This window comes from Thalassomonas actiniarum, from assembly GCF_000948975.2.
Lineage (GTDB): Bacteria > Pseudomonadota > Gammaproteobacteria > Enterobacterales > Alteromonadaceae > Thalassomonas > Thalassomonas actiniarum.
The window spans coordinates 3,171,668-3,196,621 of record NZ_CP059735.1 but is presented as its reverse complement, the minus strand read 5'-3'; the positions used below and the strand labels follow the sequence as shown (position 1 = coordinate 3,196,621).

The window sequence follows — 24,954 nt, the reverse complement described above, 5'->3', positions numbered from 1 at the left end:
TGGCGCAAGCAAAAAGAGTCAGCGAAGTGGAGTGCCCTTGAATAAAAAACCCCGGTTATTGATAGTCGAAGATGAAATCAGCATACTGCACGGTTTAACCGACTTGTTTGTTTATCATGGCTTTGATGTGGCAACCGAGCAGGATGGCAACAGCGGATTGGCACAGGCACTGACGGGAGGGTTTGACTGCATTATTCTTGATGTCATGCTGCCGGGCCTGGATGGTTTTAGTATCTGCAATGCCATCAGGAAAGCCTCCAGGGAACAGCCCGTGGTGATGCTCACGGCAAAAAGCTCGGAAGAAGATATCATCAACGGCTTAACCTTAGGGGCCGACGACTATATTGCCAAGCCTTTTTCCGTGCAGGAGCTGGTCTTGAGAATTAAAACCATTTTACGGCGCAGCGGCTGGCACGAAGAAGACGACACGCTTGAACTCGGGGAGCACATTCTCATAGATGTCTGCAATTTATCCGGCACTGTCTATGGAAAACAGCAGGTATTTACCCGGCGTGAAGTGGATATTCTCAGTTTATTGTATCGTCGTAAGCGCCCTGTACCGCGTAGCGAATTATTAACAGCGGTATGGGGCTACAGCAAAACCGCCGAGCCGGATACCCGTACCGTCGATATCCATATTGCCAAACTGCGTAAAAAAATCGAATTAAATGCCAGGCAGCCAAAAATCCTGGTAACCTTTCGCGGCGAAGGCTACAAACTCGTGCTTTAGGCTGCCCGGTGGAGACAGGTCTTGATATTTGCCAAAAAACATATCGCCATCTTTCAACAAAACATCAACCATTTACGCCTGGTGGTAGCACTGTTTTTCCTGGGGCTGGTGATCCCTTTAGCCATTATTATTTCATACGGCTATCAACAATTTGAAAGTGAAATGTATTTTCAGTATCGCTGGAAATCTTCCAACGCCCAGGCACAAGTCAACAAAATACTCAAACAAAGAATCAAGGCACAGGAGCAGCTGACACAGGAAAGTTACAACTTCTATCAGTGGCTGGAGAGCCCGGTTGACCTGTCCTGGCGCAAGACCTTATCTCCCCTGGCCAACCCGGAAAACTACCCCAAAGATATCGGCTTTATCGGTTATTTTCAAATCGATGCAACCGGCACTTTAACAACCCCATTGCTGCCTTATTCCAGCCGTGGAGAAATCGCGGCAGAAAATACCCAATTGCAATGGGATGAAATAGAGCACCGTCTGGCCAGCCAGGGCAGAATAAAACAACTGGTACAGACAAGCGGCCTGTTACGGGCAAGAAAGTCCCCGGGCACCGGGCAGCTGTGGCCTGAAGATGAAGATCACGTGGAAGAAAACCAGCTCTCATCCGGGCAAGAGATAATAACAAACCAGGAAGCTTTTCAGTTAACAAGCCTGGATGGTGAACACCTGGTTTTCTACCGTAACATCTGGTTAAGCCAGCAAAGGCTTATTCAGGGTTTTGTTGTTAATAAAAGTCAATTTTTACAACGCCTGCTGCTTGATTACTTTAAAATGGCCCGTTATGAAAATACCGTACTGCTGACCGTCACCACCAGGAGCGGGGAACGCGCCAACAAGCAATATTTTGCCTATCAAATCGACGAAGCCGGTCAGTCAGGGATCCGGGCTTTAACAGCAAGCGATTCGGCGATTATCGATGAACTAAAAAATACCAGGCTTTACCAGGGAGCTTTAGCGGGATTATTCCAGGATATAGAGCTGACCTTTAGCACAGATACCCTGCCGCTTGGGCCCGCCTCTGTTTATGTGTGCTTTTTTATCGCCCTGTTATTTTTGATCATTATCATAGGCTGCCTTGGCTTTTATCATTTAGGCTTAAAGCAAATAGCCCTGGCAGAGCAACGCATGAATTTTGTCTCTTCCGTCAGCCATGAACTGAAAACGCCGTTAACCTCGATTTTGATGTACTCGGAGATGCTCAAATCTGAGATGGTGACCGACAAAGACAGACAAAGTGTCTATCATCATTTTATTTTTGACGAAAGTGAGCGCCTCGCCCGGTTGATCAACAATATCTTGCAATTATCCCATATCAGTCGCCAACCGGCCCGGGTAGAGCTGGAATATATTAAAATCGATACCCTGGTGGATATGATCAAATCCAAGCTGGACTCACTGCTGAGAAAGCATCATTTTCAATTAACTGTCTCCCTGGATAAAGGGTTAACCGGCAATGCACGCCTGAGTGTCGACAGTGATGCCTTTACCCAGGTGATGATCAACCTGGTGGACAATACGGTAAAGTTCTTTAATACCGCCAAGATTGACGATAAACAACGCCGCTGCATAGCGCTGAATTTTACCCGCAGCAAACCGGATAAAATCCAGCTGGAAATCCGCGATTTTGGTCCCGGCATTTCCCCCGGCCAGCAAGATAAAATCTTCGAACTCTTTTACCGCTGCGGCAATGAACTTACCCGCACGACACCGGGCACCGGTATCGGCCTGGCGTTAGTCAAACAACTGGTTTTAGCGCAGGAGGCCCGCATTACCCTGGTACCCAAAGAAATCGGGGTAGCTTTTGCCATTGACTTCAATGCCCGGTATTAACTCAGTTTTCTAAAGTATAAATTCAAGCAAGACCGGTCGGTAGCCCTATCATCCTCCTTGAGACAGCGCCCGGTCCAATAATGCCCGATCACTGGCCATTTTTGCCTGCTGATAATTGATAACAGCCCAGTGTTTTGCCTTTTTATTATCGGGCTTAACATCCAGGTAATAGCGGGCAAGCTGCGCGCCATGATCGTTTTCGCGGCGGCTTTCCCTTAACTTCACCCGCTCGGCCATCAGCACTTGCCATTGATAGTTGTTTGCTGTTTGTGCCTTGCTGTTTTTCTCGGCAATCGCCAGGCGCAGCAATATGGCATCAGGCAGACGCTGAGTTTGTGCCTGAATAGCAAAAGCAGGAAGCTTTGTTAACACTAAGTCATGATGGCCCAGCGCCAACTCAATATCTGCCCACAAGGCGATCAAACTAACCGGTGCCCGGGAAAGGGCTACCCCTTTCAGGTGTTGCTGCGCTGCCAGGGGCCGGTTTAACCTCAGCGCCATCTCCGCCAACACCTGATTTGCCCACAGCAGTATCGCTTGCTCCGGCTGTTTGTCTTTTGCCAGTAAATTTATCAAGCTTTGATAATTTTGCCTAAGCTGAGCTTGTTGCCCTGCCTTTTGCCCCAGAGCTTGGCTGTCAGCATCCAGGGCACAGATGGCGACAGCAGTGAGTGCAATATGCCCGGTTAAGGCCAGACAGCTTTGTTTGGCCTTACGGTAAAACCCCTGTACCATCAATATATTGGCCTGAAGCAAACGGGCATTGGCCTGCCGGGGCGCCTTTTCCAGTAAGGAAGTCAAGACATTGAGTGCTTGAGAAAATTGATGCTCGCGCTGCAATACCTTGGCATATAAATAAGCACTTTTTATACCCGGCTCTTGATGGTAATAGCTGTGTATCTGGCGTTTGATCTTAACAGCCATCACCTCAGACTGACCAAGCAGCTGTCCCCGTTCAAGCAACACAGCCAGCTCTGCCAGCGGCAGCATTTCCCAGGAGCTGCTTGTAGCGGCCCCGGCGGCAGGAATATAGCCGTGGGCCTGGATTAACCGGCTGTAACATATAATGCCTATCAAGACATATCCGCTTAAGATAAGACATAACTTTTTCATATCAATTCCCCTGTGCATTTGGCCATCCCTGGCCGGTTGAAATTAAGAGCCAAATATCAAGTACTAAAAAACAAACAGGTCCGCATAAAAATCGCTCGAATCGATATCATCGGTAAATATCCGGCCGTTGAGCTTTACAGGCACATCGTTTGCCTGCTGCGCAAAGGCATCGCGGCTAAAACGGGAAAAATCAACCATGAGCGCTGTGATGGTGATGCTTGCCTTGGCCGTCACCTCAGGGTTTACCCCGTCACTGACACTAAAAATAAAGCTGTCATTGCCTGTCGTTTCCTCATTGGGGCTGTAGCTAAAACTGCCGTCTTTTGCCAGGGTCACCTGCCCTAAAACAGGGGGTTGCACCAGGGTAAAACGTAACGTCTGATGCTCGGGATCTTGAGCCGCCAGCTTATCCCTGATCTCCTCCTCGGTTTGCGTACTAAAGGCTTGCGCCATCACCTCGGGAGCCAGGTTTACCGGCTCATCCGGGGCATCTTTTTGATTTTTACTACACCCAGATAACAGCCCCAGGACAAGAAATAATGCCAGCGCCCGGCATAACTTAATGCTGATTAGACTTTTAAGATAAATCATGATCTGCTCCTTACTTTGAGCCCGGGACGGGCTCGGCTAAATAGGGAAAACGTGTTTTCATCATACCGGCATGACCGGGAGCGCCATCGGTAAAAGGCACCAGACCGACACTGGCATCAGAGGGGGTACACAAGCCCAGCTCAACTGCAGTGCCGTTAACATCAATCGGATAACACAAACGCCCCATGATCACGCGTAAAGCGATATCTACCACGTCATCTCCCGGGCGGCGGCCATTTGGAAAACCCGACAGATCGCCGTCGATAACCCCCAGCGGGGATTGTTCGCTTGCCGCTATCGAAGGGATTTGGGTATTGAGCCTTAACATTTCCGACGGGGTGATCTCAGCGAGCTGGTTAACCCCGAAAAAACCGGTTAAAAACGCAGTGACTAAGTCATTACGGGGAAAGTTTGTCGGCGCCAGGGTCGCGATGTCCGTGCCTAAAGTCTGGTTTACGGCATCTTTGAACAAGATATTTAACAATTCCGCCAGGCTGGGATGGGTGACATAATCGACAAACTGGCCATCGTTTTTCGGCTTGGCGCTGGAGAAACGATCTTTATCTTTTAAGCCGATCACTAACTCATTCACCAACGGCGCCCCCAGGCGGGAAACCTGCGTTTTTGCCCCGCCGCTGATATCGGGCCGGGCAAAGGTCGCCCTGGGATTTAAAATACGTACCTGAGGCATCCCGGCACTGGTCCAGGCGCCGATACTGCCGTTGCCCTCACCGGTAAGGCAAGACTTGGGCACTTCAATGGCAAGGGAGGTAACATTTTTATCGATTAAATCATCGTTATCCGCAGACTGGGTGATGCCACCGGGGAAGCCGCCGCCATCACCGGTACCGGGCGCGCTGTCCCCTTCCACCGGCACGAAATTCACCAAGTCAAAGATTTTTCCCAAATTCACAACAAAGGGATCTTTCCTTTGCCCGACAAAGACCTTCGCCGCACCGTCGCAGCCGGGAATATCCAGCGGGTAAATAAATTGCTCGGCATAAGCCTGATAGCCCCCGGCGGCGCCAAAGGTTTTAAAGCCGATATAATCCAGCGGCTTATAAAAGAAATCCTGGCTATTTTCCGGATTAGTCAAGGGAGTAGACTTGCCCTTTTCGCCGTAACGTATGCTTAATTGATAGGACTCGATAAAATTTGCCGCACTTTGATCGGCAAAACTGATCGCACCGATATTTTTTAACGGCACCGCCACCGTTTTCGGGTTATCTTCATCACCTATGGTTAATGCCAGCCCCTGCCCGTTTGATGAAGGCGCCGAAGGTAAGGCATTGTTAAACCGAAAGGCAAAAGTGATATCTTCAATGGCATCGCCGTCGTTATCAATATGTATGTTATAAACCGCATCTTTGTCCATGGCGAAATAATTAGGGCCGCCGTAGGCATCCTGCAGGGGGATATAGTTTGCGATCAGGGTCACATAATCTTCCCGGCCGGTTTCATAACTGTTAAAGGCAAAAAAGTCCGTTGAATCCAGGGTCGGGAAACGGCTGATATTAGGAGCTTCGCGGTGACTGGAAGCCTGCACTTGCCCGACAATAAAGCCGTTGCTGATAAGAGCACCGGCAACAACAGCGCCGGCAAAGGCCCCGAAGGCAATTCCCCGAGACAAGCTTGAATAAAAAGTTTTCATGACGGTTTCCTTTTAGCTGATGGCGTCATAACGAGTTACGCGGCAAAAAGAAAAGCGGATGCACAAAAAACGATATTTTTAAAAGATAATGAAGGGTTGACAGAAAAAGCAGCTCCGGCCCTGTTTCAGGCCGGGAGCAAAGCAGTTTTACAGGGAGATCAGTGGGGTGGTATACAATACCTGGCTCGGCGCTCCCGTTGGTGAGCCGCCAAGCGGTTCCAGGCTTACCGCCAGTAAACGAATATCATCGGCGCTAAATTGTGGTTTTTTCACTAGTATACGGCTGCCGGTTTTAGGCAATAAACCTAATGAGACGGGGTTATCCTGCCCCTTTAATACCATCCACAGCTCATAATCTTTATCGCTATAAACCGTCAGCACGGAGCTTGCCTTGATATTGAGTTGCGCTTCCTTGACATCAATAAGCCAGAGCACTTGTTGTTGCTCATTTTGCACTAAGGCCACTTGTTCGCTTTCGACCGGCACACTTGGCTGCAACAGGAAGACAAGCAACACCAGGCTTGCCGCCACGGCAGTCATTGCAACCCCTTGCCACAAACGTGCAAGCGCCGGAAATAGCTTAACAGGCTCGGCTTTAACCGCTTCGCTTGCCCCGGCTTGAAGCGGATCAATACGTTGTGAAATGCTCTGCCACACCTTAGGGTCGGGAGGCACGGCAGTGATGCTATTGCCCATCTGATTCAGCTGGTGCTCCCACTGCCAGGTTGCCTGCCGCACCCGGGGGGAAGACAGCATCAGGCGCTGGAACCTTTGCCGGGCACGCCCGCGTAAGGTCCCCAATACATACTCGGCACTGAGCCTGTTAATCAGCTCGGGATCCTCATAATTCATAGGGATAAACACCTCTGCAGTTGTAGCAGGCCACGGCGGATCCAGCTTTTAACCGTCCCCAGGGGAGAATGAATGTACTGCACGACTTCATGGTGACTCAAACCTTTAAAATAAGCCAGGTGAATCGCCTGTTTTTGCTGTTGTTCCAGGGCCTGCATACAATCGGCAAGTTTGCTGTTCTCTTCATAACAAAACTCATCCTCAAAGTTATGCACGCCATGCTGGCTGCCAAGCTTATTACTCACCCCTTCCTCATCCAGCGCCAGCTCTTTTCTGACGTTTTTCTGGCGTAGCATATCCAGGCAGCGGTAACGTACAATACTGGTCATCCAGGTCATTACCGCCCCCTTCGCCGCCTGGTATTCGCCGGCGTTATGCCAGATTTTAACAAAGGCATCCTGCAGCGCTTCTTCGGCAGCAGCCTTATTGCCGAGGATCTTCAAACAAAGGGCAAATAATTTACCTGCCGTGGCCTGATAAAGGGCTGAGAATGCCTTTTTATCTCCCTGTGAAGTGGCGCTGAGCAGGGAAAAATACTCTTGTGGATCCATTTGGCTCCCGGGTATTCAAGATTTGCCTCGACTAATCTAGCAAATTATAGCCATGTTTTTGAGGCCAGCTTGGTTATTTGTAAAATTTCGGCTTTAAAGGAGACTTTGAGGAAAAACAGGAGTGATGATTCGCTGCCGCCCCAAAAAATACCGGGAGCGACATGTTTTTTAAGCAAGCTCAGTCAAGCACTAGTTATTTTCAAGTTGCGGTTCAAGCTGAGGTAATAACTTTTGATACTTTTCAGCTAAGGGATAATCCGGATTAGCGGCGACAAAAGCCGTTAACTGCTCGATAGCCTTTGCCTGTTCACCGGCTGCGAGCAGTTGATCTATTTCGCTTAACCAGGCGGTAATGCGCTTTTGCTGCAGCACATCATGACTTTGTGCAGTTTTTTGTGAAAAGCTCATTGAAGTTGCCTTAACCCCCAGTTGCTGACTGTCCTCATCCTGCTTTGCTTTATCCTTGCTTTGCGTTTTTGCAGGGCGATCATAAATCTTCGTGGCCCCGGTTCTTTGAGCTGGGGCTGTAAAAGCCTGTACCTCAGGCACTTTTGCCGCAGCCTCCTGGCCTGCCCCGCCAAATTCGGTCTTTAGCCGGACGTTATCCAATTGCGTATCAGCCGCGGGGAATAACTGCTCAACCTCGGGCTGTGAGCGAAAGCGACTTTGCACCCGGGCGTCCGTTTGTTTTGTTAGCGGTTTTTCATCCAGGACAACACCTTCTTGTTGCTGAACTATGCTGTTTTCGACCTGCTCAGCAGCTTGATAGCGCTCAAGTTGCTCAAGGGCTCCGGTCTCTTTTTGGGCTTGTGTCGCAGGGGGTATAGGTGCTGGTTGCAATGTTTGTTCAGCTTGCGGTGTGACATGATCATAGTCCCCTGACTGGGGGCCGTATCTTTTCGGCACCAGCTCCTGACGCCAGTCTTGCAGTAACACCACACTGCCCACCAGCACCACTGAAGCCGCCATGGCCAGCGGGCCGCTGCGGGCCTTAATTCGCTCAATGAAACTGACCGGTTTAACCTCAGCTTCAGCTGTTAACAACTCTTTATTTCTTGCCAGATGTAAAATGGTATTATCCAGCTCCCCCGGCGGCTGTTCTTTCGCCATTTGCCGGTACAAGTTGCTGATTTCCTGCTCAGCGCCTTCTCTGTTATCGGTTTCATGGTTATCTTTCATCGGCGGCCTCCTGCATTTTACCGGCAATACATTCACGCAACTTTTGATAGCTATACCTTAACCGGCTTTTAATGGCCTCTTGCGATACTTCAACAATTTCAGCGATCATCGCTGCGCTAAAGCCCCCTTCTTCTTTTAACATAAAAACATCCAGCTGCTTGGGCGGTAATAACGACAGGCACAGTTTTAAATAACCGAGTTGCTGTGCCTGTTCGCTTTGCTGTTGGGGATCTTGTCCTTCGGCGATAACCGTCTCCACCATATCCTCTTGCGCCGGACTGTTAAACTTATTTGCGGTTTTTAAGGTGCGGCTATGATCTACCATGCGGTTATAGGCAATACGGTATAACCAGGTAGTAAACTTTGCACTGGGCTGATAGCCTTCGCTTGCTTTTATTACCCGGCTCCAGACATCCTGATATAAATCCTCCGCCAGGCTTTTTTCACGGCACTGACGCAGAAAGTAACGGTATAAGGGTCCCTTATGCCGGTGATAGAGCATATCAAAGGCAGCTGGCTGCCCCTGCTGATAACATGCCATAAGCTCCTCGTCGTCGAGTGACTCCAGCTGGTGTTCTGTAACCTCATTTTGCATCAAGTTTTTTGCCCTACCTTGCCTTCTCAGGCCTGCTTGAAATGTTTGGATACCCTGCAAAGCCTGCATCATCATTTATTCCTGCGGCTGATGCCCTTATCCGTCAATGCCTGCGTCGTGCGCACCAGTTGTAAAAACTCACCGCGATAACCAAAGTTATCCGGGCCTTTAGCGCCGTTAACCAGGCTAATGACTTCATTATATCCATAATTTTCAGTAAAATGCCCGCCTTTTAGTAATTGTCCAAAAGCCGCAACCGCACCGGCAAAACGAAAATCATCACTGGCCTGGGACAAGTCTTTTGCTGCGCTTTTAAAGGTAATAGCATGTTCGAGCAATTTACTTGAGCCACCTTGCGGTGCTTTATAACGCAGCCTCAGGTAGGCAACTTCATCCCCGCTGCCGGGTACTGATGCCTTGGCATCGGCGGCTTTAATTTTGCGGTAACGCAAGTCATCGATACGCAGGGCTTCACTGCCAACCATGGTCAGTTCATACAGGGCGGTTACCGTATGGCCGGCGCCGATTTCACCGGCATCTATTTTGTCATTATTAAAATCTTCACGTTTTAACAACCGGTTCTCGTAACCGATCAAACGGTATTCAGCAACAAACTCAGGATTAAATTCCAGCTGGATTTTGACATCTTTGGCAATGGTTTGTAAGGTCGAGCTGATTTCATCTACCAGCACTTTGCGCGCTTCATTTAAGGTATCGATATAGGCATAATTGCCGTTGCCGACATCCGCCAGTTGCTCCATTAACATATCGTTGTAATTACCTGCGCCAAAACCTAAGGTGGTTAAGCCGATCCCCGCCTCACGTTTGCGGGCGATCAAATCTTTTAAGGTTTCAATATTAACGGTACCGACATTAAAGTCGCCGTCTGTGGCCAAGATCACCCGGTTGACACCTCCGTCAATAAAATATTGCTGTGCCAGCTGGTAGGCCTGCTCTATGCCAGCCGAGCCATGGGTTGAGCCCCCGGCCTGTAACTTATCCAGGGCCATGGCAATTTTGGCCGTTTCATTGCCTTTGGCATTTTCCAGCACCACGCCGCTGGCGCCGGCATAGACAACAATGGAAATCCTGTCGTTTTCATTGAGCTGCCGGGTAAGCATTTTCAGGGATTTGACCAGTAAGGGTAATTTGTTTACCTGGTTCATCGAACCGGAAACATCAAGTAAAAATACCAGATTGGCCGCCTTGATCTGGGCTTTATCCAGCTCATAACCTTTAAGGCCGATGCGCAGCAGCTGACGTTTTTCATTCCAGGGGGCAGGCGCCATTTCAGTGGTCACGCTAAAAGGCTGTGTGTTTGTACCCGGCACCGGGTATAAATAAGAAAAATAATTGATCAACTCTTCTACCCGGATAGCATCTCCTGGCGGCAACCGCCCCTGATTGATCATACGGCGCATATTGCTGTAGCTGCCGGTATCAACATCAATAGAAAAAGTTGAAACCGGGGTTTCGTCTACCCTGAAAACGCCGTTTTCATCCACCTTGGCATAATTTTCCCTGTCAACATCGCCAGGAAAACCCGGACCGGGTAATGGTGGCCTTGGCATACTGGCGGGGCCGCGATATTCCATGGTGGTTACCAAACGCCGGGCCTGGCTGTGTTTAATTTTTTTATCCGCATCCCCTCTAACGGCGTCAACGACCGCTATTTCAGCAACCTGTGCCTCGGGTGTTATCTCAACGGGAGGTTGTGTCTTGCCCTGCTCTGTTTTCGCTGCTTGTCCGCCAGGCTGCTTCCGGGTTGTTTCCTGTTGCTCATTTTTGGCCGTCGGCTCCTGATAGGAGCAGCCCGTTGCCAGCAAAGCGCCCAAAATGATCGCGGGAATACAGATGCCAAATGCTTTATCTGAGCCCTTATCTAAAGATAATACTTTCATAATTTTTGCTTCTTATTGATGACTGATACCCCTATAAACGGTACAGAAAGCTAAAGGGGTTAAAAATTTTGTTAAAAAGCTTATTTTTTATTTTTCTCCTTTTTTTGTCGCTTATTTATCAATAATGGCAGCCTAAGTTATTAACAATCAAAATGATTACCCGATTGGATCAAATAACAAAGGGTTTGGGTTTATTTAATGGCGAGCACGAGGTAACATACTTTTGTAGATACTTTGTTGTTCTGGCTTAAACAAATTGTTAGCTGTTCACTCGAAGAAGTGACTGATAAGCGCCGGAACCTGAAGTGCCTGGACCCGAAAATAACAACAGCTTGGCTGCAGGCACCAGAGGAATATCCTATTCATCCGTTATCCAGGTAAACACGTACTTTTCGGAGGGCTTAAACAGACTGTTTTAGGGCAAAAGCTGTAAAACATTTGTATGGATACCAATATGTTGCAAACTAATAACAAGAAATACGATACAAAACTGATCAATGCGTTAATTCCCATTACCTGCAAGAACAAGCTTGAGTCCACCTTGATCAGTTTGACGCCGAAAGAAAATAAAAGCACCCGCTTTTTGATCAAAATGGAGCTGGCACGGTTAAAAACCGCCTGTGTCCGCGCCATAGACTTGCGCCGTAAAACCAAAGAAGCATGCGAAGATTATGTTTTTGCCGACATCACCCATTACCTGGATCAAAAATCCGTCAATATTTTTGAATATCTGATCAAACAATATGGCGGCGAATACACGGTTGGCGTCTATGAAGCCGTGCTTGCCGCGGCAACAGATCCTTCCAGTGCCAATGTCTTGCAGGAGTTGGAGCAGGCTTCGCAAAACTTCGAACGTTTTGATGTTGAGCATTTATATTTTGGCGACTACCGTACCCGCAACGAAGATCGTATCCACTTCCGCTCTGAAATCCTGCTGGCCATAGAAGAGCAGGAGCTGACCACTTTTACGGCAGATATTTCCACCGTCGGTATCCGTTTTTTATTGCCGGAAGAGGCCAAGCTCGCCAAAGGTCAGGAATTTAAAATACGGTTTGCCGAAATTGCCAAAAATTATGTCGGCGAAATACTGGAAAAGTTTGTCAATTATAAAGTTGTGTCTGTTGACAGCAATGACGAAAAAACCTGGATACGGGCATTGCGTACCAGCTCTAATGCCAAGCTGGATGAGTTTTTAACCACTTTTATCAAGTCTCAAAAAGTGTTTAACCGGGTAGACGCCTCTGATCTTGAGCCGGTATTGCTAAACAAGGGTTATGAAAAACTTTATATGCCAAAAAGCAGCGCCCTGCCGCTGTTTTTCAATGGCCAGGGACAGCTCAATTATATCCTTTCTTCCGAACGGAACCAGGAAGCATTGGACTACTGGCATAACCAGAACAAACAAAACATTTTACCCTTCGCTTTAACCCCCAAGCGCATTAAACTGCTGCTGCAACAAAATAAATCGGGCATTACCACGGCTTTGTACGGTTTTACCCTGGTAAAACAAAACAGCCGCCTTTATTTTGTCGCCACCGAGCAAGAGCTTGAGCAAACCGGGCTGTTACCCGCCTTTATCGCCCTGGGATTGAAGTATCAAAGTTTGCGCGTATTTAAACTGCAGCTGGCCATTATCAGCAGCCGCTTTGATCAGTTGGGCCTTGAAGCCGACGGCCTGGCGCCGATAGCCAAAGAAAGGCTGCAAAAGCTGCGTTTTTGCGGCGCCATCACAGATATCACCCACGAGGAGATGCTGGCAGATTATCAGGCAAAAGCTTTTTCCGCCAGCTCGAAGGATTTGCAGCAATTGCGCCGCTTTATGGTGGCGGGCCAGTCGGGAGCGACGGATATTATTCCGGTGAAGTTTATTTCCAAGCGCAAAGAAGCCCGTTACGACTATAAAATGCAGCTAAGGGTCATTAAAAATGACAGCCGCTATATCGGCTACAGCAAAAATGTCTCGGTGCGCGGACTGCAGGTGGAATTAGAGTCCGCCATTACCGCCAAATCGGGAGATTTGCTGACCATAGAGTTGCCGGGGAAAACACCGGAAGATGGCAGCTCCCGTCCGTTTGCGATAGTGGCCATCAATGAATCGAAAACCATTTTACATTTAAAGTCCGCTTCGCTTGAACACAATATCGATAACCAGAACTTCTTTCACTTGCTTAAAGATTATGTCGACCAACAGGTGGATAAAACGCCGACCAAAAACAAAGGTCTTTCGGAAGGTTTATGCCGCTTGTACACCAAACACGGCCAACTTAACCTGGTGTTTTTATCGAAGCAAAAAAGCCGTTACCAGGCCTCGCGTTTAGCCACGCACAGGAATAAATCGGCATTAAACCAGTTATTGTCGGTATGTTCGGCGAAAAGCATAGCCAAAAACAAAGCACAGGCCAATAAAGCAGCAGAGCCGGTGAAAAAGCGGACTAACGAGGCGCTGCCCGGCCAGGGCAATACCGATTTTAACCTTTATCCGATTTTAAATTCGCCGCTCAATGACATCATGCAATCGACCCAGTTTAAATGCCTCAGCCATAAGCACCAGCCGCTGACATCCAGGTTATTTATTTTTGTCGATAACAAAAACAAGGATGAAATCAAGATCATCAGCAAATTTTCATCGGAGCTGACCTCCCCTAAGCTCAGAGAGATCTTTTTAAGTAATGCCCGTAACCGCGGTGAAGTTTACGTACTGCAGCTTGAGCTATTGAAAACGCCGGAAGTTGATTGCCAGTTTATCGACGACCGCATTGCCGGATTAAAGACCTATTCCCGCTATCGCATCGACGGTATCAAAGACGAGTTGGCTAAAGTGGAAGGCGTACTCAATATTGTCGATATTACCGCTGAAACCTTGCAGCGCATGGCTTTAAAAGCACAACCAAAAACAGCGGCAAGAAACCCGAGTTAAGGGCAAGTTTGGCTGAGTTCATACTGTTCCTTTAAGTAGAAGATTCGTTAAACTGTTGATACCGGTAAGGTAATTATCGGTATCAACAGTTTGACAGCAAGACATTCAACTTATTCAAGGAAGATTAGATGAAACCGGTAAAACTTGCTACCTGGCTGCTCGGATATGCTTTAACGGCCCCGGGACAGCTGTGGGCTCAAGAAGCACACATCTTATCAGAGAATAACCTACAAGCGATCAACGTAACCCCCGACGGCACGACTTTTGTTATCTTCCATCCGGGATGATCATAACGGTGACGGCAGCGTACGTTTATGCTTAACCCCGGGGCGCAGCGATTGCGATTATATCAGCGATGAACTGACCCCGCAGCAAACCCTGGCGGTAAAATTGCCGTTTAAAGGCCAAATGATTATACCTCATGAGATCACCTATATTTATCCCAGCGATCTCGACCCGGTAAACATTCCCGGCAGCATGGATGAGGCCACCAATATTTACCTGAACAATGGGCAAAAACACTTTTCCGATTACCTGGAATTCAAAGTTGCTCACGCAAATAAACGCACCATCATTTATTGGGATATCCCCCGGGATGAAGGGCTTTTAGGCGATGCCATCAACATCAATTTTCAAAGTGCCAGTGACTGGCATATCAGTTTTGCCATGTCCGGTTTCCCGTATTTCAGCCAGCGTCGTGCTGAGCCGAGTAATTTCACTTTTTCCATCTCATCTGAGCAAGCAGCTGGATTGCCACATTATTACACCCCAACCCTTGAACAGATTGAAATCGTCTATGAGTGAGCAAGCCTGTGCCGGTATTTAACCGGCATAGGCTGTCGCTTAGCAGCAAGGTAACCTTAATTGTTATCGCCTTCAATTAAATGCCGATAACTGCATACCGCCGTTAATTTCTATGCTGTCGCAGGCAAGGCGAATTTCTCCCGAGCGCCGCTCAATGGCCTGCGGCAATGCCAGGCACTGAGGCGCAGCACTGATCAGCTGTTTTCTGAAACGGTAGATCTGGATATTGATATGATTTTCATTGAGTTTAAGCATCTTGCCCAGGACTTCTTTATCAAGCCAGCCCTGATCGGCTTTGATCAGACCTGCCTCTTTATCGGTCAGGCGCTGACGGGCCAACAGCAGCAATAAATAATGGTGATTACGCTGCTCCAGATTTATCAGGTGTTCTCCCATCTGCACCGTCAAGGCAACATGCTCTTCATCCTGGCTGACATCAAAAGTCATGCCCAACCGGGTCAACTGCTGGTAATTACCGCTAACCACCCGGGTCGCCTCACTGGGTTTGGTTTCAACAAAACGCCAGATATGCTCATGCGCCCCCACCAAATCGCCGTTTTTTAACTCAGAAATACCGGCCGCACTTTCACAAACCCAGTTGCCACAGGTATTTTGATACAAGGTAATTTCGGGAGACTCTTCACTGGGCAGTACCATAATATCTTCAAGCATAAGCTGCTTCAGTCCCGGTGTTTGCGGCACCAGCATACTTTTGGGGGCATCAAGATTAAGCAGTTGCCAGGTTTCGGCCTGCAGACTGCCAAAATTGAGTTTATCATCCAATGACAAAGGCATTTTTGTGCCTTTAGGGGCAAGCTTACCGTTAACGAAAGTACCGTTGGTGCTGCTATCTTGCAATAACCAGTGTTCGCCGTCCCATAGAATAGTGGCGTGCAAACGTGAAGCGTCCAGATTGGTTAATTCCGTATTGGTTGCGCCCCGATGGCGGCCGAAAACATGCTGTACTAACAGATTCACTTCATCTTGGGTGTTAAGATTGAGTAATATCGCCATCTGAGTTCCTTTGAATCCTTACACAGACTGTTATTTAAATTAGTTCGATAAAAGTTTACTGACTTTTGACGGTATTGACGACAAATTTTAACAAAAGAGCCAGCACTTTTATTTTAACTTGGTCTTATACAGCCTTCCCAAACTTAACATCATAGCTTCAGCTTTCATTAGCCTATGCCTGTTCCGGTAAAGAGCCTGCAAGCAAAAATATTCCCTAAATATACAAAGCTTGCGGGTTTATTGTTGTTTCAGTTTTTACTTGCTGCAACCAACCTAACTGAACAGGCAGCTGATATAAACGAACATTAGCCAATTGCGGCCAAATATGGCATAAACCCGGAACAAAAACCTTGGCGGTTTTAATTGGTAAATGGGGGCGACTATAATCCACAACTAAAGTTTCATAACCCAGAGCGTGTAAACGAGCCACCATATTCTCAATATCCTCTTTGATATCGCCACAAGGCTGTATAAAAGCCGGTATTGCTGCTCTGTTTATATCCGGATGCAGATATTCACCTTCAGCAATGGCATCAAAATCAAACGGCGCCCCGTTTTGGTCACGAATAGGAATAAGCTGGCAAAGTTCGGTTAAAGCCCTTTGAGCTGCCAGCTCAGGCTGTAAGTGGCAACCTAGACCTAAACTATACCCCTTAGTCTTCAGGTCTTGGCCTATGGCAACCATAACAGGTACACCAATATCTGTGGTAATATCCAGAACCCAAAATTTATGGCTGACCGATAAGGTATCCTGCAATTTTTGTAAATTACTTGCAGGAATTTTATCCAAATCAAATTGAGCGCCCTTGGTCTGGTTATACCACCAAATAGCGCTAGCATCCCGCTCAATCAATTCAAATAGCCCTTGTAAAACCGCCTCTTCCAAGGTGTTACCCGCAGCACAACCATTGGAATGCCAGCGTCCGAATTGCTCATCGTCAAAGGGAAGGTTGGCAAAACAGGCCGTTAAGGGAAGATAAACCTGTTCTCTTTGGGATAGTGACCAGGCGGGTAACCAGTGAATTTCTGAGTCAAGATAAGGAGTTGCCGCCTGTTTAAGACTAAAGTCCGGATGGCTTTCATCTGCAAAGTAGCGGTATTGCAACTCGCTATAAGGGACTAACTGTCCCGGGCCATAACTTCGTTGGCTAAGTTGTGACTGCCTGGACAGCAGAAGTGGTTCATCCCCCTGATATAAGGCGGCATAGCGCTCTATGGTCTCGCATAAGGCACTGACTTTAGACTGCGTTGTCGAGACCCCTTTCCCCATACAGACCTGCACAAAACTTTCATTTACAGCCCCCTGTTGAGAGAGTGCCGGGGTTTTGAAAAAAGCCGTTCGATATGTTTTTACCGGCTGATTTTCTTCAGACTTAAGCTCTTCGATATGCGTGATCACCCCGGTTACCGGACTAATCAACGGGGTGAGCTTTTTCAGAGTTTGTGCTGGACTAATGTTGCGGCAACCGCCATCTTGATCAAACAATACCGGGCAGGTCTTTAGTTCTACAGGACTTGCTATTTGGGCAGAAAAATCATGCTCGCTGTCATAATATGGATTGACCGGATGATACTCAAACTCATTGCTGGATAATGTCAGCACAATAAGTTCTTCATTTTTAGCAACACATTGTCCGGTAAGTAAAATATTTAGTTGCCGGATATTTTCGCGGCTCAGGGGCCTATCAAGAAGAAAAGGTAATTGATGCGCTTGCTGCGGATATAATCTTGCCACCAGATTACGTACCGGTTGGTTTAGCCACAATTGCTGCTGTAATTTTGGCCAATTAAGCACTTTATCTGGTGTTGAAACTGGACTGATCCAGATTTTTTCTCCTGTGACTTTAATAATGCAATAAGCCGGTAGACTTGCTACCACCTCTATTAAACGCGGTTCTAAAAAGTCATCCACCAATATAACAGTCAGCGGATAGCCAAGGTCTGTTAATGCTGTTTCTATCATATCAGCCCAGAGCTTGCACATTACTCTGTCTAGCGCAGATAAATTGATCATTTCTACTGCTGAATTTAAGCCCAACTGCTGAAAATTGTCGACGCTATGCCTTTGGTAACGACGGTGAATTTCATCGTCAGCATCAACCAAGTAGCCTTGCTGGCGTAATTGACTGATTTGATAAAAGAAGATCGCACTTTTACCCGGCTCCCCCTGCCCCAGCACTATTTCATCAGCCGTTCGTTTACCATTTATGGCCTGCATATAGGGGAATTTGTTATCAGGCAGAAAAAGGTATTCATTTTCACTGATTAAAACAACCCCCAGCTCTTGCCAGAAAGAAACCTGAAACCTCGGATGCCAGGCCAATATATTTTTATCTAAAGTCTTCACTTTATTGCCAAATTTATTATTCTAAAAAAGTTCGCCAGCGCCATTAATCCAGGCTGAAACAATTTTGAGGATTGACCTCTAAAATATCTTGTAATTGTTCTGCGGTTAATTCATCGCATTCCTTGGCTATTTCTCCCACATCAAAATGCAGGTGATCCGGATGAGGAAAGTCGCTGCCAAAGAGAATATTTTCATGACCTATCATATCAACTACAGCTTTAAGACAAGGTTCACCAATTTCTAAGGTAGTCCAGCAGTGCCTTTTAAAATACTCAGATGGCAGCATACGGATATTCTTCTTGATTAAAGCCGGGAATTCCGGGTAACAGATATTATCTAATCGCCATAGCCAGTGAGGGATCCAGGAGCAACCGGCCTCAAGAAAAGCAAACTTTAACTTGGGGTATCTTTCCAGCACTCCTGATTCTAACAGGGAGAGAAAAGCCATCTGAATTTCCATCGGATGCGAGCAGGCATGCAAGGCAAACCTCGAACTGAACCGCTCTGAGCCAACTGTTGGCCCGTGAAGATGTGTGCCACCATGAAAAGCTACGGTGATATTTTTCTTTTCACATAATTGCCAGAACGCTTCATAGTCTTCATGCCCCAGTTCCCTGCCGGCGATAACCTCAGGCCTTAAAGTAATACAATGCCAGCCAAAAGAAGCAATTTCTTCTATTTGCCGGCACATATTATCAGGGTCATGGCGACTGACCAAACCGACGCCGATAAGCCTTTTAGGATCATAATTGATATAATCTTTCAACCAGTGGTTGTAGGCCCTGGCGTAAGCATAGGATGTCTCCGGGCTAATTTGTGAGTGGTTGACTACCAGCATGGCAAAAGTCGGAAACATTAGTGCCCGACCGATCCCGGCAGTGTCCATTGTCTCTATCTGGGTATGGGGGAGTGTTGCATCAAACCTTTGTTTCTGGCTGTTTTGATTAATATGTGCAGAAGCTATCTGATTGCTCTCATGCCAGTTATTCAACACCGGCACAGAGCCGATCATAAGTTGTGGCGGTAATGCTATATCCGCTTCTTCCCCTAGCCGTGCAACTCTTTCACTACGGGACTCTGGCGTATCTTGTTTTAAATATACCGGGGTGTTTTTAAAAACTTCACTTGGGGCGTATTCTTGCCATAAAAAGCTGGGTTCAATGACATGACGGTCACAATCAATTATTTTAAACTTCATTATTTATTATTAGCCGGTTCGGTTAGGAGTGTGATATGTGTCTAGTTTCGCAGGAAATAATTAGGGTGAACTTGATCTCGAACACCCTAAGGCGGTTAATTTATATTAAGTACAGGTAAATGGCTGATAGTTACTAATCGCCATATAATCTGCCAACGCCAATGTTTGATCCTTCTCCGGTGGTTTAGGCAATACCACAACAAGGGCACCGGCAAGCTGGTTATTCTCATGTGCGCTGTTCCAACCATTGGTCAGAGGCTCGACACTTTCTTCACCCGCCGGTTTGACGTCAGGTGATTGATAACCGGCTCTTTGCTCACTATCCCACTCATTAAGTTCCAGGTTTACCGGTGCACCGTTACCTTCCAATACCACTTTAATTTTTGTGGTATCGAATTGGCCTTGATAACCAAACTGTTTCAAATAATGATGCGGATCAGCAAGAAGGCTTTTCATCACTTCTGCATCGTTCCAGTTTTCCCAAGCATATGAAACTAGCCTTGACCAGGCTAACTGCCAATCTTGAATGGCTTCCATATTGCTTAGTGTACTAGGGTCACCCTGCTCAGCACCAACTGACGAACGAATATCTTCATTACTCACGTTTTTCTCCTATTTTTTCTTCTTAGAAAAGGTTATTGACTATAAATTACCGGACAAAAATCCCGATTGTCCAGGACAGCACGGTAGCCATAATCATTTGCCTTGGTATCAATTTCAGCCTGCCCGGTCAGCAAGCCTATGGCGATGGCATGACGGTAAACAGGCGTTTGGTTCGCACTACTGCCATGGATCATGTCCTTATGATGAAAACAAATACCACCTGCAGCCATCGTTGCCGTAACTTCACACCAGGAATAAGCCTTGTTAGCCCTGATAAAATGACTTTTTACACTCCCCAGATCCTGTATCGCAGCATTGAGGTATGGAGCGGCATTTTGCCATTGATGCGATCCTCTTATATAAGTGATCGCTCCCGAGTTCTCATTGACATCAATTAATGGCAACCAGGCAGTGATAACACCGTCACGAAAAAAAGGCATATGCTGATAGTCGGTATGCCAACCGACATTTGCCTGAGTGTCTAATTGTGGCGGTTTACTATAAAGCTGAGTTCCCCAAACTTTGATTTCATTGGCACCGGTTATCTGTGCTGCTACTTTACCGATAGCCGGTTGAGTAACTAAATTAAAAATGTCCTGATCGGCCAAATGTATCTGAGCGGTTCTTTGCAGCTGCTCACTGTTACCGATTTTCCCCCAGGGAGCAAGACCGGTATTATATTCTCCGCTAGCAACTCGTTTTATTCCTGCCATGGCTGAAGATAACACAGCTTCAGGTATAATTTTTTCAGACTCAATATGAAAACCATTGCTTTCATATTGAGCTTTTTTATTGTCTGAAAGACTTTCTTGCAGATTCTTTAGGTGCATAAAGACTCTGCCTGATATTCCATGGCTTTTCTGTATGGCGCTGTATCTTTCATTTCATCTGAGCCATTAACAATCATGTTAATCTCTGACTGCACTTGCATTTTCTTAGTTTTATCCTGAATTAACGGGTAATAATACACAAGCGAATGAAGTTCAAAAAAGATTGCCTTTTGCTCCCGGGCATAACGAAGGGATTCATTCAACATTTGTTCGACTCTGGGAGAAAGTGTCTTGTCTACAACATAATAACATTTAGCCAAACTACTCAATACAAAAGGTAATGCTGCATATTCACCATTTGCTTTAGTGCGCTGCAAAGAGTTTTCCATCAAGTTTATCGCTTTATCATATTGCTTCAACTCCAGGTAAGTATCAGCTAAAGAAGGTTCATACCAGGCTAAGGCAAACAATTGCCCCGACTCCAGCTGGTCCTTGATACTTAGTTCCGCAAAATCTGTCTTATATAATGCCCAATCATAAAGCATGTATAAAAAGGTATTGATCCAAACCAACTCCTTTTTATCACCATGACTTAGTTCATATCTTTGTACTGTCGTGATAACGCTCTCGCGATCATTCATAAAATACGCATAAAGCGCCTTAAATAAATGAGCAAAAGTAATCGAAACATCGTGGCCAATAACCTCAGAGTAGGCTAATGCTTTATTTACGCTCTCCAGTGCTTTCTCGGGCATGCCTAAGTGGATATAAGTTAGGGTTAGCATGGATAAATTTTGAGCCTTAGGGTCTGTTCCATATTCAGCAGAAATCCCCTTATCCAATGCTTCGCTATACATTTGCAATGAAGCATTGTGCATATCTAAAGACGCTTTTAAATTACCGTCCACTAAATGAGCCTGTCCCAGATGGGTAAGCACCACCATTTCACGCTGCCGATTCCTTTCTTTTCTTGCCCTGGCAATAATGCGATTTCCCACTTCAATGGTTTGTGCTCTTTGAGAAGAGTAATGAGAATTTAAGAACAAAGACCATTCAACCTTATTGGTAAGTTCAGTGTACCCCTCATCAAGCTTTGCTCCCGGCATTCGTTCGAGCTGGTCAATTAATGCTTCTATCCGGTGACTTATTTTGCTTACCTCATCCCCGCCATAACCACTTAAGCTCATCACCGCAGGCAAAATGATATCTAACAGGTTTAACTCAATTTTGATCTGTTTCACTTCACAAGAAATGTTCTTCACCCAGGGCAGGATAAGATTGGCATAAGAGTAGGCTTCATCATTGGCAGACTTCTCTATTTGCAGTACTACCGCATCGATACCGAAAGTAACAGCTGTTTCATCATTACCGGCTTTAGCGTAATGACTGGCAATAACGAAAGGATTCTTTTTGCTAAAATCAGGGAAACTATCGACAAACGCCCCGGCCACATTATTATGGGCGGCCATACGTTTATCATTTAGCATACTTTCATATGCAGCATCCCGGACCAGGGCATGCTTAAAGATATAACTATTACCTGCAACCTTACGTTGTAAAATAATTAAATCGGCTTCTATTAACTCATTTAAATCAGTTTGTAGCTGGGCAGCACTGTGGTTAGAAGCAGCCGCAAGCAGTGCATAATCAAATTCACGGCCAATGGTTGCCGCCAACTGAGCGGTTTCTTTGGCATAAATTAAGGTATCAAGTTTTTGCTGTAACGAGTCACGTAAACTGCCCGGTACCTCGTTGATATTATCCGGCTTGATAAAGTCGGTTATACCGTTTAAATGCTGAACCAAGCCCTTTTGTTTTAGCATATTCACCAGTTCTTCAATAAACAGTGGAATACCATCGGTGCGGCTGACAACCACATCAAGCAGTTTTGTCGATACCTGCTGCTTATCAAACAGATTAAAGACAAACTCAGCAGTTTTTTCCTGACTTAGCTTCGTCAGGGCTATAGATGCAAAGCCACTGTGACTTAACGTTTGTGGCAAAGGCTGACGCGAAGTGCTGATGAAGACCTCATTTTCCCCCAGGCTTGCACTGCTAAGCTCAGCAATAAAGGCTATTGTTGTAGGATCCGCCCAATGCAAATCTTCAAATAAAAATAAAACCGGTTGCATCTTATCTCTATTGCCGATCGTTTCCCGGCTAAGCAGCAGTGTGATTAAGGCCTTAAATAAAATATCTTTTTGCACATCGGGACTCAGCGGTTTACCCTGAACACCTTCCGGTAAAGGCAAAGCTAACCAGGAGCATAAAATCACCAGTGCATCCTGTACTTGCGCCATTTCTTGCCCTACTTGCGTTGCACTATGCTTAAGTTCACGATGAAGCTTTGCTGTCGCAGCGCCTGCGGTCAAAGAATCAAGCGAATATTTATATTTGACTAAGTTTAAAACCGGATAAAGGGCATTATTTTTATGCTCCGGCAAGCACTGGGCCACGAAATGACGATAACTTGCAGCTAAACTCCTCAACTCAAAGACTAAACGGGATTTGCCGATCCCTGCTTCCCCATAAACATGCACAGACCTGTTCAACAGTGCAGGCTCGGTATCAATGCGATTATCAACATTTGCTTGAGCTTTGAGTAACTGTCCCAAAGTGAACAACTCTTGTTCACGACCAATAAAATCATGGTTATTTTTATTGACCCGCAAAAAGCCAAAGGCTTCTACCTGTCGCTCACCAACAAGTGAATAAAGAGCAACCGGCTCAGGTTTAACCCCCATACACACTGCTTGTTGTGGCTGAAAGGTCAAATAACTCTCCAGTAAAGTTTTACTGCTTTGTGTCGCCAGCACCTGGTTTTTCTCCGCCAGGCGGGCAAGATCCAGGACAATATTAGTGGTATCCCCTTCAGGTGTAGCATCGGCATAAGTAGTCACAATCCCGGTATGCATCCCCATATGAACCCTAACTTCAATCCCCTGGTTTTGCCTTAACAGTGAACTTCGCTGACTGAGTTTACTGCTAATTTCCAGCGCAGTTCGGGCACATAACCGTCCGTCATTATCACTGACCACAGGATAACCAAAATAAAACAAGAGGGTGTTGCCTAAACTGCCCACATGGAAAGCGCCGTAACGTACGGCGGTATCAATGCACTGGGCTTTTTGATCTCTGTGTATTGCATCCACCACCTCGCCGTCGGGTTCGCTATCTCCGATAGCTTTGACATTTAATACAACCGCTAATGCCGTAATTTGCTTACGTTCGGTTAAACTGGCATATGTGGCCTGTACAACACTGCTGTCATTGATCTGTGTATCATTGATCAGGGTTTCATTGTCCCCCGGCTGCACCACTAAGGTATTGTCCGTTGAAAAATGATGGTCGGTGTTTTGAGTAAGATCTCCTACCAAAGTAGAGAAATTCAACTGGTGAAATGCATGATATAACTCGGCAGCATTACTTGCCCTTTCCCCGGCTTTTTTATTGAGTACCCGGCGCAATAATGCACTGACACTGTGTCCGGCAAGTGAAGGTGGCAAGGGCACATTCGACTGACTTAACTGCTTATGGAAAACAGATGCCAGGCTGGTACCGGAAATGGCAGGCTTCCCGGTTAAACATTCGATAAAGACCAGACCCCAGACATAAATATCGGTTTTAGGTGTCGGCGGCTCTCCCCGTAACTGCTCAGGCGCACTATAGGAAGGTGTTCCCAGGGTTTCCTGGGTCAAGGTAATGCTTTTGTAATCGAGCTGGCGCACTTCATTGACTAGAGTGCCGATACCAAAGTCCAATACCTTGGCATGAATTTTCGCGCCAACTTTGGTCAGCATGATATTCGCCGGTTTAATGTCCCGGTGAATCACCCCCTGTTCATGGGCATGGGCCAATGCATCAAGTACCTGCCCCATCACGGCGGCGGCATCTACCGGCAATAAGGCACCGGACTCTGAAAGGGTCTCTTTAAGGGTTTTACCGTCGACATATTCAAACACGGCATAAAGCAGATTGTCGTGACAACAGCCTTTGTCCAGCAAACGAACAATATTGGGGTGTTGCAGGCGGCTGCATAATAGGGTTTCTCGATCAAAACGTTCAATATAACGCTTTTTCTTGGCGTCATCGAAATCGCTGCTGACCGATAAGAACTTGATGGCAACATCTTGGTTGGTATTGAGTTGTTTTGCCAGATAAACCTGACCAAAGCCTCCCTGGCCTATTTTCCGGACCAGACGATAGGCATCGGAAACAAAGCCCAAGTCTGCTTCTAGTGTATTTATTGTTGTTATTGTCATACCACTATCCTGAAGCTTCAAACAGCAAGCGCCCTAT

19 protein-coding genes are annotated in these 24,954 nt (G+C 46.7%); 5 read left to right on the top strand and 14 right to left on the bottom strand.

Annotated elements, in window-relative coordinates; all coding sequences use genetic code 11:
• The first annotated feature begins 37 nt into the window (after nucleotides 1-37).
• On the top strand, nucleotides 38-730 hold the full coding sequence (locus SG35_RS13950) for a response regulator transcription factor (protein ID WP_044832879.1): 693 nt from the start codon (nucleotides 38-40) through the stop codon (nucleotides 728-730).
• Between the two features lie 21 nt (nucleotides 731-751).
• Nucleotides 752-2,569: a sensor histidine kinase gene (locus SG35_RS13945; protein WP_044832799.1), complete on the top strand. Its 1,818-nt coding sequence runs from the start codon at nucleotides 752-754 to the stop codon at nucleotides 2,567-2,569.
• A 48-nt stretch (nucleotides 2,570-2,617) separates the two neighbouring features.
• On the opposite strand, the gene SG35_RS13940 is transcribed toward SG35_RS13945, so the two are convergent.
• The 8 genes from SG35_RS13940 to SG35_RS13905 all read right to left on the bottom strand — a co-directional run bounded on the left by SG35_RS13940 (nucleotide 2,618) and on the right by SG35_RS13905 (nucleotide 11,002).
• Nucleotides 2,618-3,682 (bottom strand): hypothetical protein, encoded by a 1,065-nt coding sequence (locus SG35_RS13940; protein ID WP_053043025.1) that lies wholly within the window; start codon nucleotides 3,680-3,682, stop codon nucleotides 2,618-2,620.
• Between the two features lie 63 nt (nucleotides 3,683-3,745).
• Nucleotides 3,746-4,273 carry an Ig-like domain-containing protein gene (locus SG35_RS13935; protein ID WP_044832798.1) on the bottom strand — a complete coding sequence of 176 codons (528 nt, stop codon included), beginning with the start codon at nucleotides 4,271-4,273 and terminating at the stop codon, nucleotides 3,746-3,748.
• A gap of 10 nt (nucleotides 4,274-4,283) precedes the next feature.
• A complete protein-coding gene (locus SG35_RS13930; protein WP_044832797.1) occupies nucleotides 4,284-5,924 on the bottom strand; it encodes a DUF4331 domain-containing protein in 1,641 nt (546 codons plus the stop codon).
• Between the two features lie 147 nt (nucleotides 5,925-6,071).
• On the bottom strand, nucleotides 6,072-6,776 hold the full coding sequence (locus tag SG35_RS13925; protein WP_044832796.1) for an anti-sigma factor: 705 nt from the start codon (nucleotides 6,774-6,776) through the stop codon (nucleotides 6,072-6,074).
• Nucleotides 6,773-7,327: a sigma-70 family RNA polymerase sigma factor gene (locus SG35_RS13920; protein ID WP_044832795.1), complete on the bottom strand. Its 555-nt coding sequence runs from the start codon at nucleotides 7,325-7,327 to the stop codon at nucleotides 6,773-6,775. Before SG35_RS13920 ends, SG35_RS13925 begins: the two co-directional genes overlap by 4 nt.
• A gap of 189 nt (nucleotides 7,328-7,516) precedes the next feature.
• A complete protein-coding gene (locus SG35_RS13915) occupies nucleotides 7,517-8,506 on the bottom strand; it encodes a hypothetical protein (RefSeq protein WP_044832794.1) in 990 nt (329 codons plus the stop codon).
• Nucleotides 8,496-9,101 (bottom strand): sigma-70 family RNA polymerase sigma factor, encoded by a 606-nt coding sequence (locus SG35_RS13910; protein WP_044832877.1) that lies wholly within the window; start codon nucleotides 9,099-9,101, stop codon nucleotides 8,496-8,498. The genes SG35_RS13915 and SG35_RS13910 overlap by 11 nt, the downstream gene beginning before the upstream one ends.
• 71 nt (nucleotides 9,102-9,172) lie before the next feature.
• Nucleotides 9,173-11,002, bottom strand: coding sequence for a vWA domain-containing protein (locus tag SG35_RS13905; protein WP_053043024.1), 1,830 nt, complete (start codon nucleotides 11,000-11,002; stop codon nucleotides 9,173-9,175).
• Between the two features lie 454 nt (nucleotides 11,003-11,456).
• Between SG35_RS13905 and SG35_RS13900 the strand changes: the two genes are divergently transcribed.
• The 3 genes from SG35_RS13900 to SG35_RS13890 all read left to right on the top strand — a co-directional run bounded on the left by SG35_RS13900 (nucleotide 11,457) and on the right by SG35_RS13890 (nucleotide 14,723).
• Nucleotides 11,457-13,919 (top strand): PilZ domain-containing protein, encoded by a 2,463-nt coding sequence (locus SG35_RS13900; protein ID WP_160298295.1) that lies wholly within the window; start codon nucleotides 11,457-11,459, stop codon nucleotides 13,917-13,919.
• A gap of 128 nt (nucleotides 13,920-14,047) precedes the next feature.
• The gene (locus SG35_RS13895; protein WP_160298294.1) at nucleotides 14,048-14,206 is read left to right on the top strand and encodes a hypothetical protein; all 159 of its coding nucleotides are present in this window, start codon (nucleotides 14,048-14,050) and stop codon (nucleotides 14,204-14,206) included.
• Nucleotides 14,184-14,723: a hypothetical protein gene (locus SG35_RS13890; RefSeq protein ID WP_044832792.1), complete on the top strand. Its 540-nt coding sequence runs from the start codon at nucleotides 14,184-14,186 to the stop codon at nucleotides 14,721-14,723. The genes SG35_RS13895 and SG35_RS13890 overlap by 23 nt, the downstream gene beginning before the upstream one ends.
• Nucleotides 14,724-14,795: 72 nt before the next feature.
• Here SG35_RS13890 and SG35_RS13885 read toward each other — a convergent pair whose 3' ends face one another.
• From SG35_RS13885 to SG35_RS13860, 6 genes are all read right to left on the bottom strand, one after another.
• A complete protein-coding gene (locus SG35_RS13885; RefSeq protein WP_044832791.1) occupies nucleotides 14,796-15,737 on the bottom strand; it encodes an FHA domain-containing protein in 942 nt (313 codons plus the stop codon).
• 214 nt (nucleotides 15,738-15,951) lie between these two features.
• A complete protein-coding gene (locus tag SG35_RS13880) occupies nucleotides 15,952-17,751 on the bottom strand; it encodes a YcaO-like family protein (protein WP_160298293.1) in 1,800 nt (599 codons plus the stop codon).
• A gap of 376 nt (nucleotides 17,752-18,127) precedes the next feature.
• Complete coding sequence (locus SG35_RS13875) at nucleotides 18,128-19,282, bottom strand: amidohydrolase family protein (RefSeq protein ID WP_044832789.1); 1,155 nt, start codon at nucleotides 19,280-19,282, stop codon at nucleotides 18,128-18,130.
• A 105-nt stretch (nucleotides 19,283-19,387) separates the two neighbouring features.
• Nucleotides 19,388-19,885 (bottom strand): hypothetical protein, encoded by a 498-nt coding sequence (locus SG35_RS13870; RefSeq protein WP_152646615.1) that lies wholly within the window; start codon nucleotides 19,883-19,885, stop codon nucleotides 19,388-19,390.
• 32 nt (nucleotides 19,886-19,917) lie between these two features.
• Nucleotides 19,918-20,715: a phytanoyl-CoA dioxygenase family protein gene (locus tag SG35_RS13865; protein WP_044832787.1), complete on the bottom strand. Its 798-nt coding sequence runs from the start codon at nucleotides 20,713-20,715 to the stop codon at nucleotides 19,918-19,920.
• Nucleotides 20,706-24,917: a TOMM system kinase/cyclase fusion protein gene (locus tag SG35_RS13860; RefSeq protein WP_053043023.1), complete on the bottom strand. Its 4,212-nt coding sequence runs from the start codon at nucleotides 24,915-24,917 to the stop codon at nucleotides 20,706-20,708. The genes SG35_RS13865 and SG35_RS13860 overlap by 10 nt, the downstream gene beginning before the upstream one ends.
• Nucleotides 24,918-24,954 lie beyond the last annotated feature (37 nt).

Bases quoted from the DNA above. Each gene is read 5' to 3' on its own strand.
- SG35_RS13895 (WP_160298294.1), top strand. From the start codon at position 14,048: ATGAAACCGGTAAAACTTGCTACCTGGCTGCTCGGATATGCTTTAACG.
- SG35_RS13925 (WP_044832796.1), bottom strand. From the start codon at position 6,776: ATGAATTATGAGGATCCCGAGCTGATTAACAGGCTCAGTGCCGAGTAT.
- SG35_RS13865 (WP_044832787.1), bottom strand. From the start codon at position 20,715: ATGCACCTAAAGAATCTGCAAGAAAGTCTTTCAGACAATAAAAAAGCT.
- SG35_RS13910 (WP_044832877.1), bottom strand. From the start codon at position 9,101: ATGCAAAATGAGGTTACAGAACACCAGCTGGAGTCACTCGACGACGAG.
- SG35_RS13875 (WP_044832789.1), bottom strand. From the start codon at position 19,282: ATGAAGTTTAAAATAATTGATTGTGACCGTCATGTCATTGAACCCAGC.
- SG35_RS13900 (WP_160298295.1), top strand. From the start codon at position 11,457: ATGTTGCAAACTAATAACAAGAAATACGATACAAAACTGATCAATGCG.
- SG35_RS13920 (WP_044832795.1), bottom strand. From the start codon at position 7,327: ATGGATCCACAAGAGTATTTTTCCCTGCTCAGCGCCACTTCACAGGGA.
- SG35_RS13885 (WP_044832791.1), bottom strand. From the start codon at position 15,737: ATGGCGATATTACTCAATCTTAACACCCAAGATGAAGTGAATCTGTTA.
- SG35_RS13915 (WP_044832794.1), bottom strand. From the start codon at position 8,506: ATGAAAGATAACCATGAAACCGATAACAGAGAAGGCGCTGAGCAGGAA.
- SG35_RS13940 (WP_053043025.1), bottom strand. From the start codon at position 3,682: ATGAAAAAGTTATGTCTTATCTTAAGCGGATATGTCTTGATAGGCATT.
- SG35_RS13880 (WP_160298293.1), bottom strand. From the start codon at position 17,751: ATGATCAATTTATCTGCGCTAGACAGAGTAATGTGCAAGCTCTGGGCT.
- SG35_RS13930 (WP_044832797.1), bottom strand. From the start codon at position 5,924: ATGAAAACTTTTTATTCAAGCTTGTCTCGGGGAATTGCCTTCGGGGCC.
- SG35_RS13935 (WP_044832798.1), bottom strand. From the start codon at position 4,273: ATGATTTATCTTAAAAGTCTAATCAGCATTAAGTTATGCCGGGCGCTG.
- SG35_RS13905 (WP_053043024.1), bottom strand. From the start codon at position 11,002: ATGAAAGTATTATCTTTAGATAAGGGCTCAGATAAAGCATTTGGCATC.
- SG35_RS13860 (WP_053043023.1), bottom strand. From the start codon at position 24,917: ATGACAATAACAACAATAAATACACTAGAAGCAGACTTGGGCTTTGTT.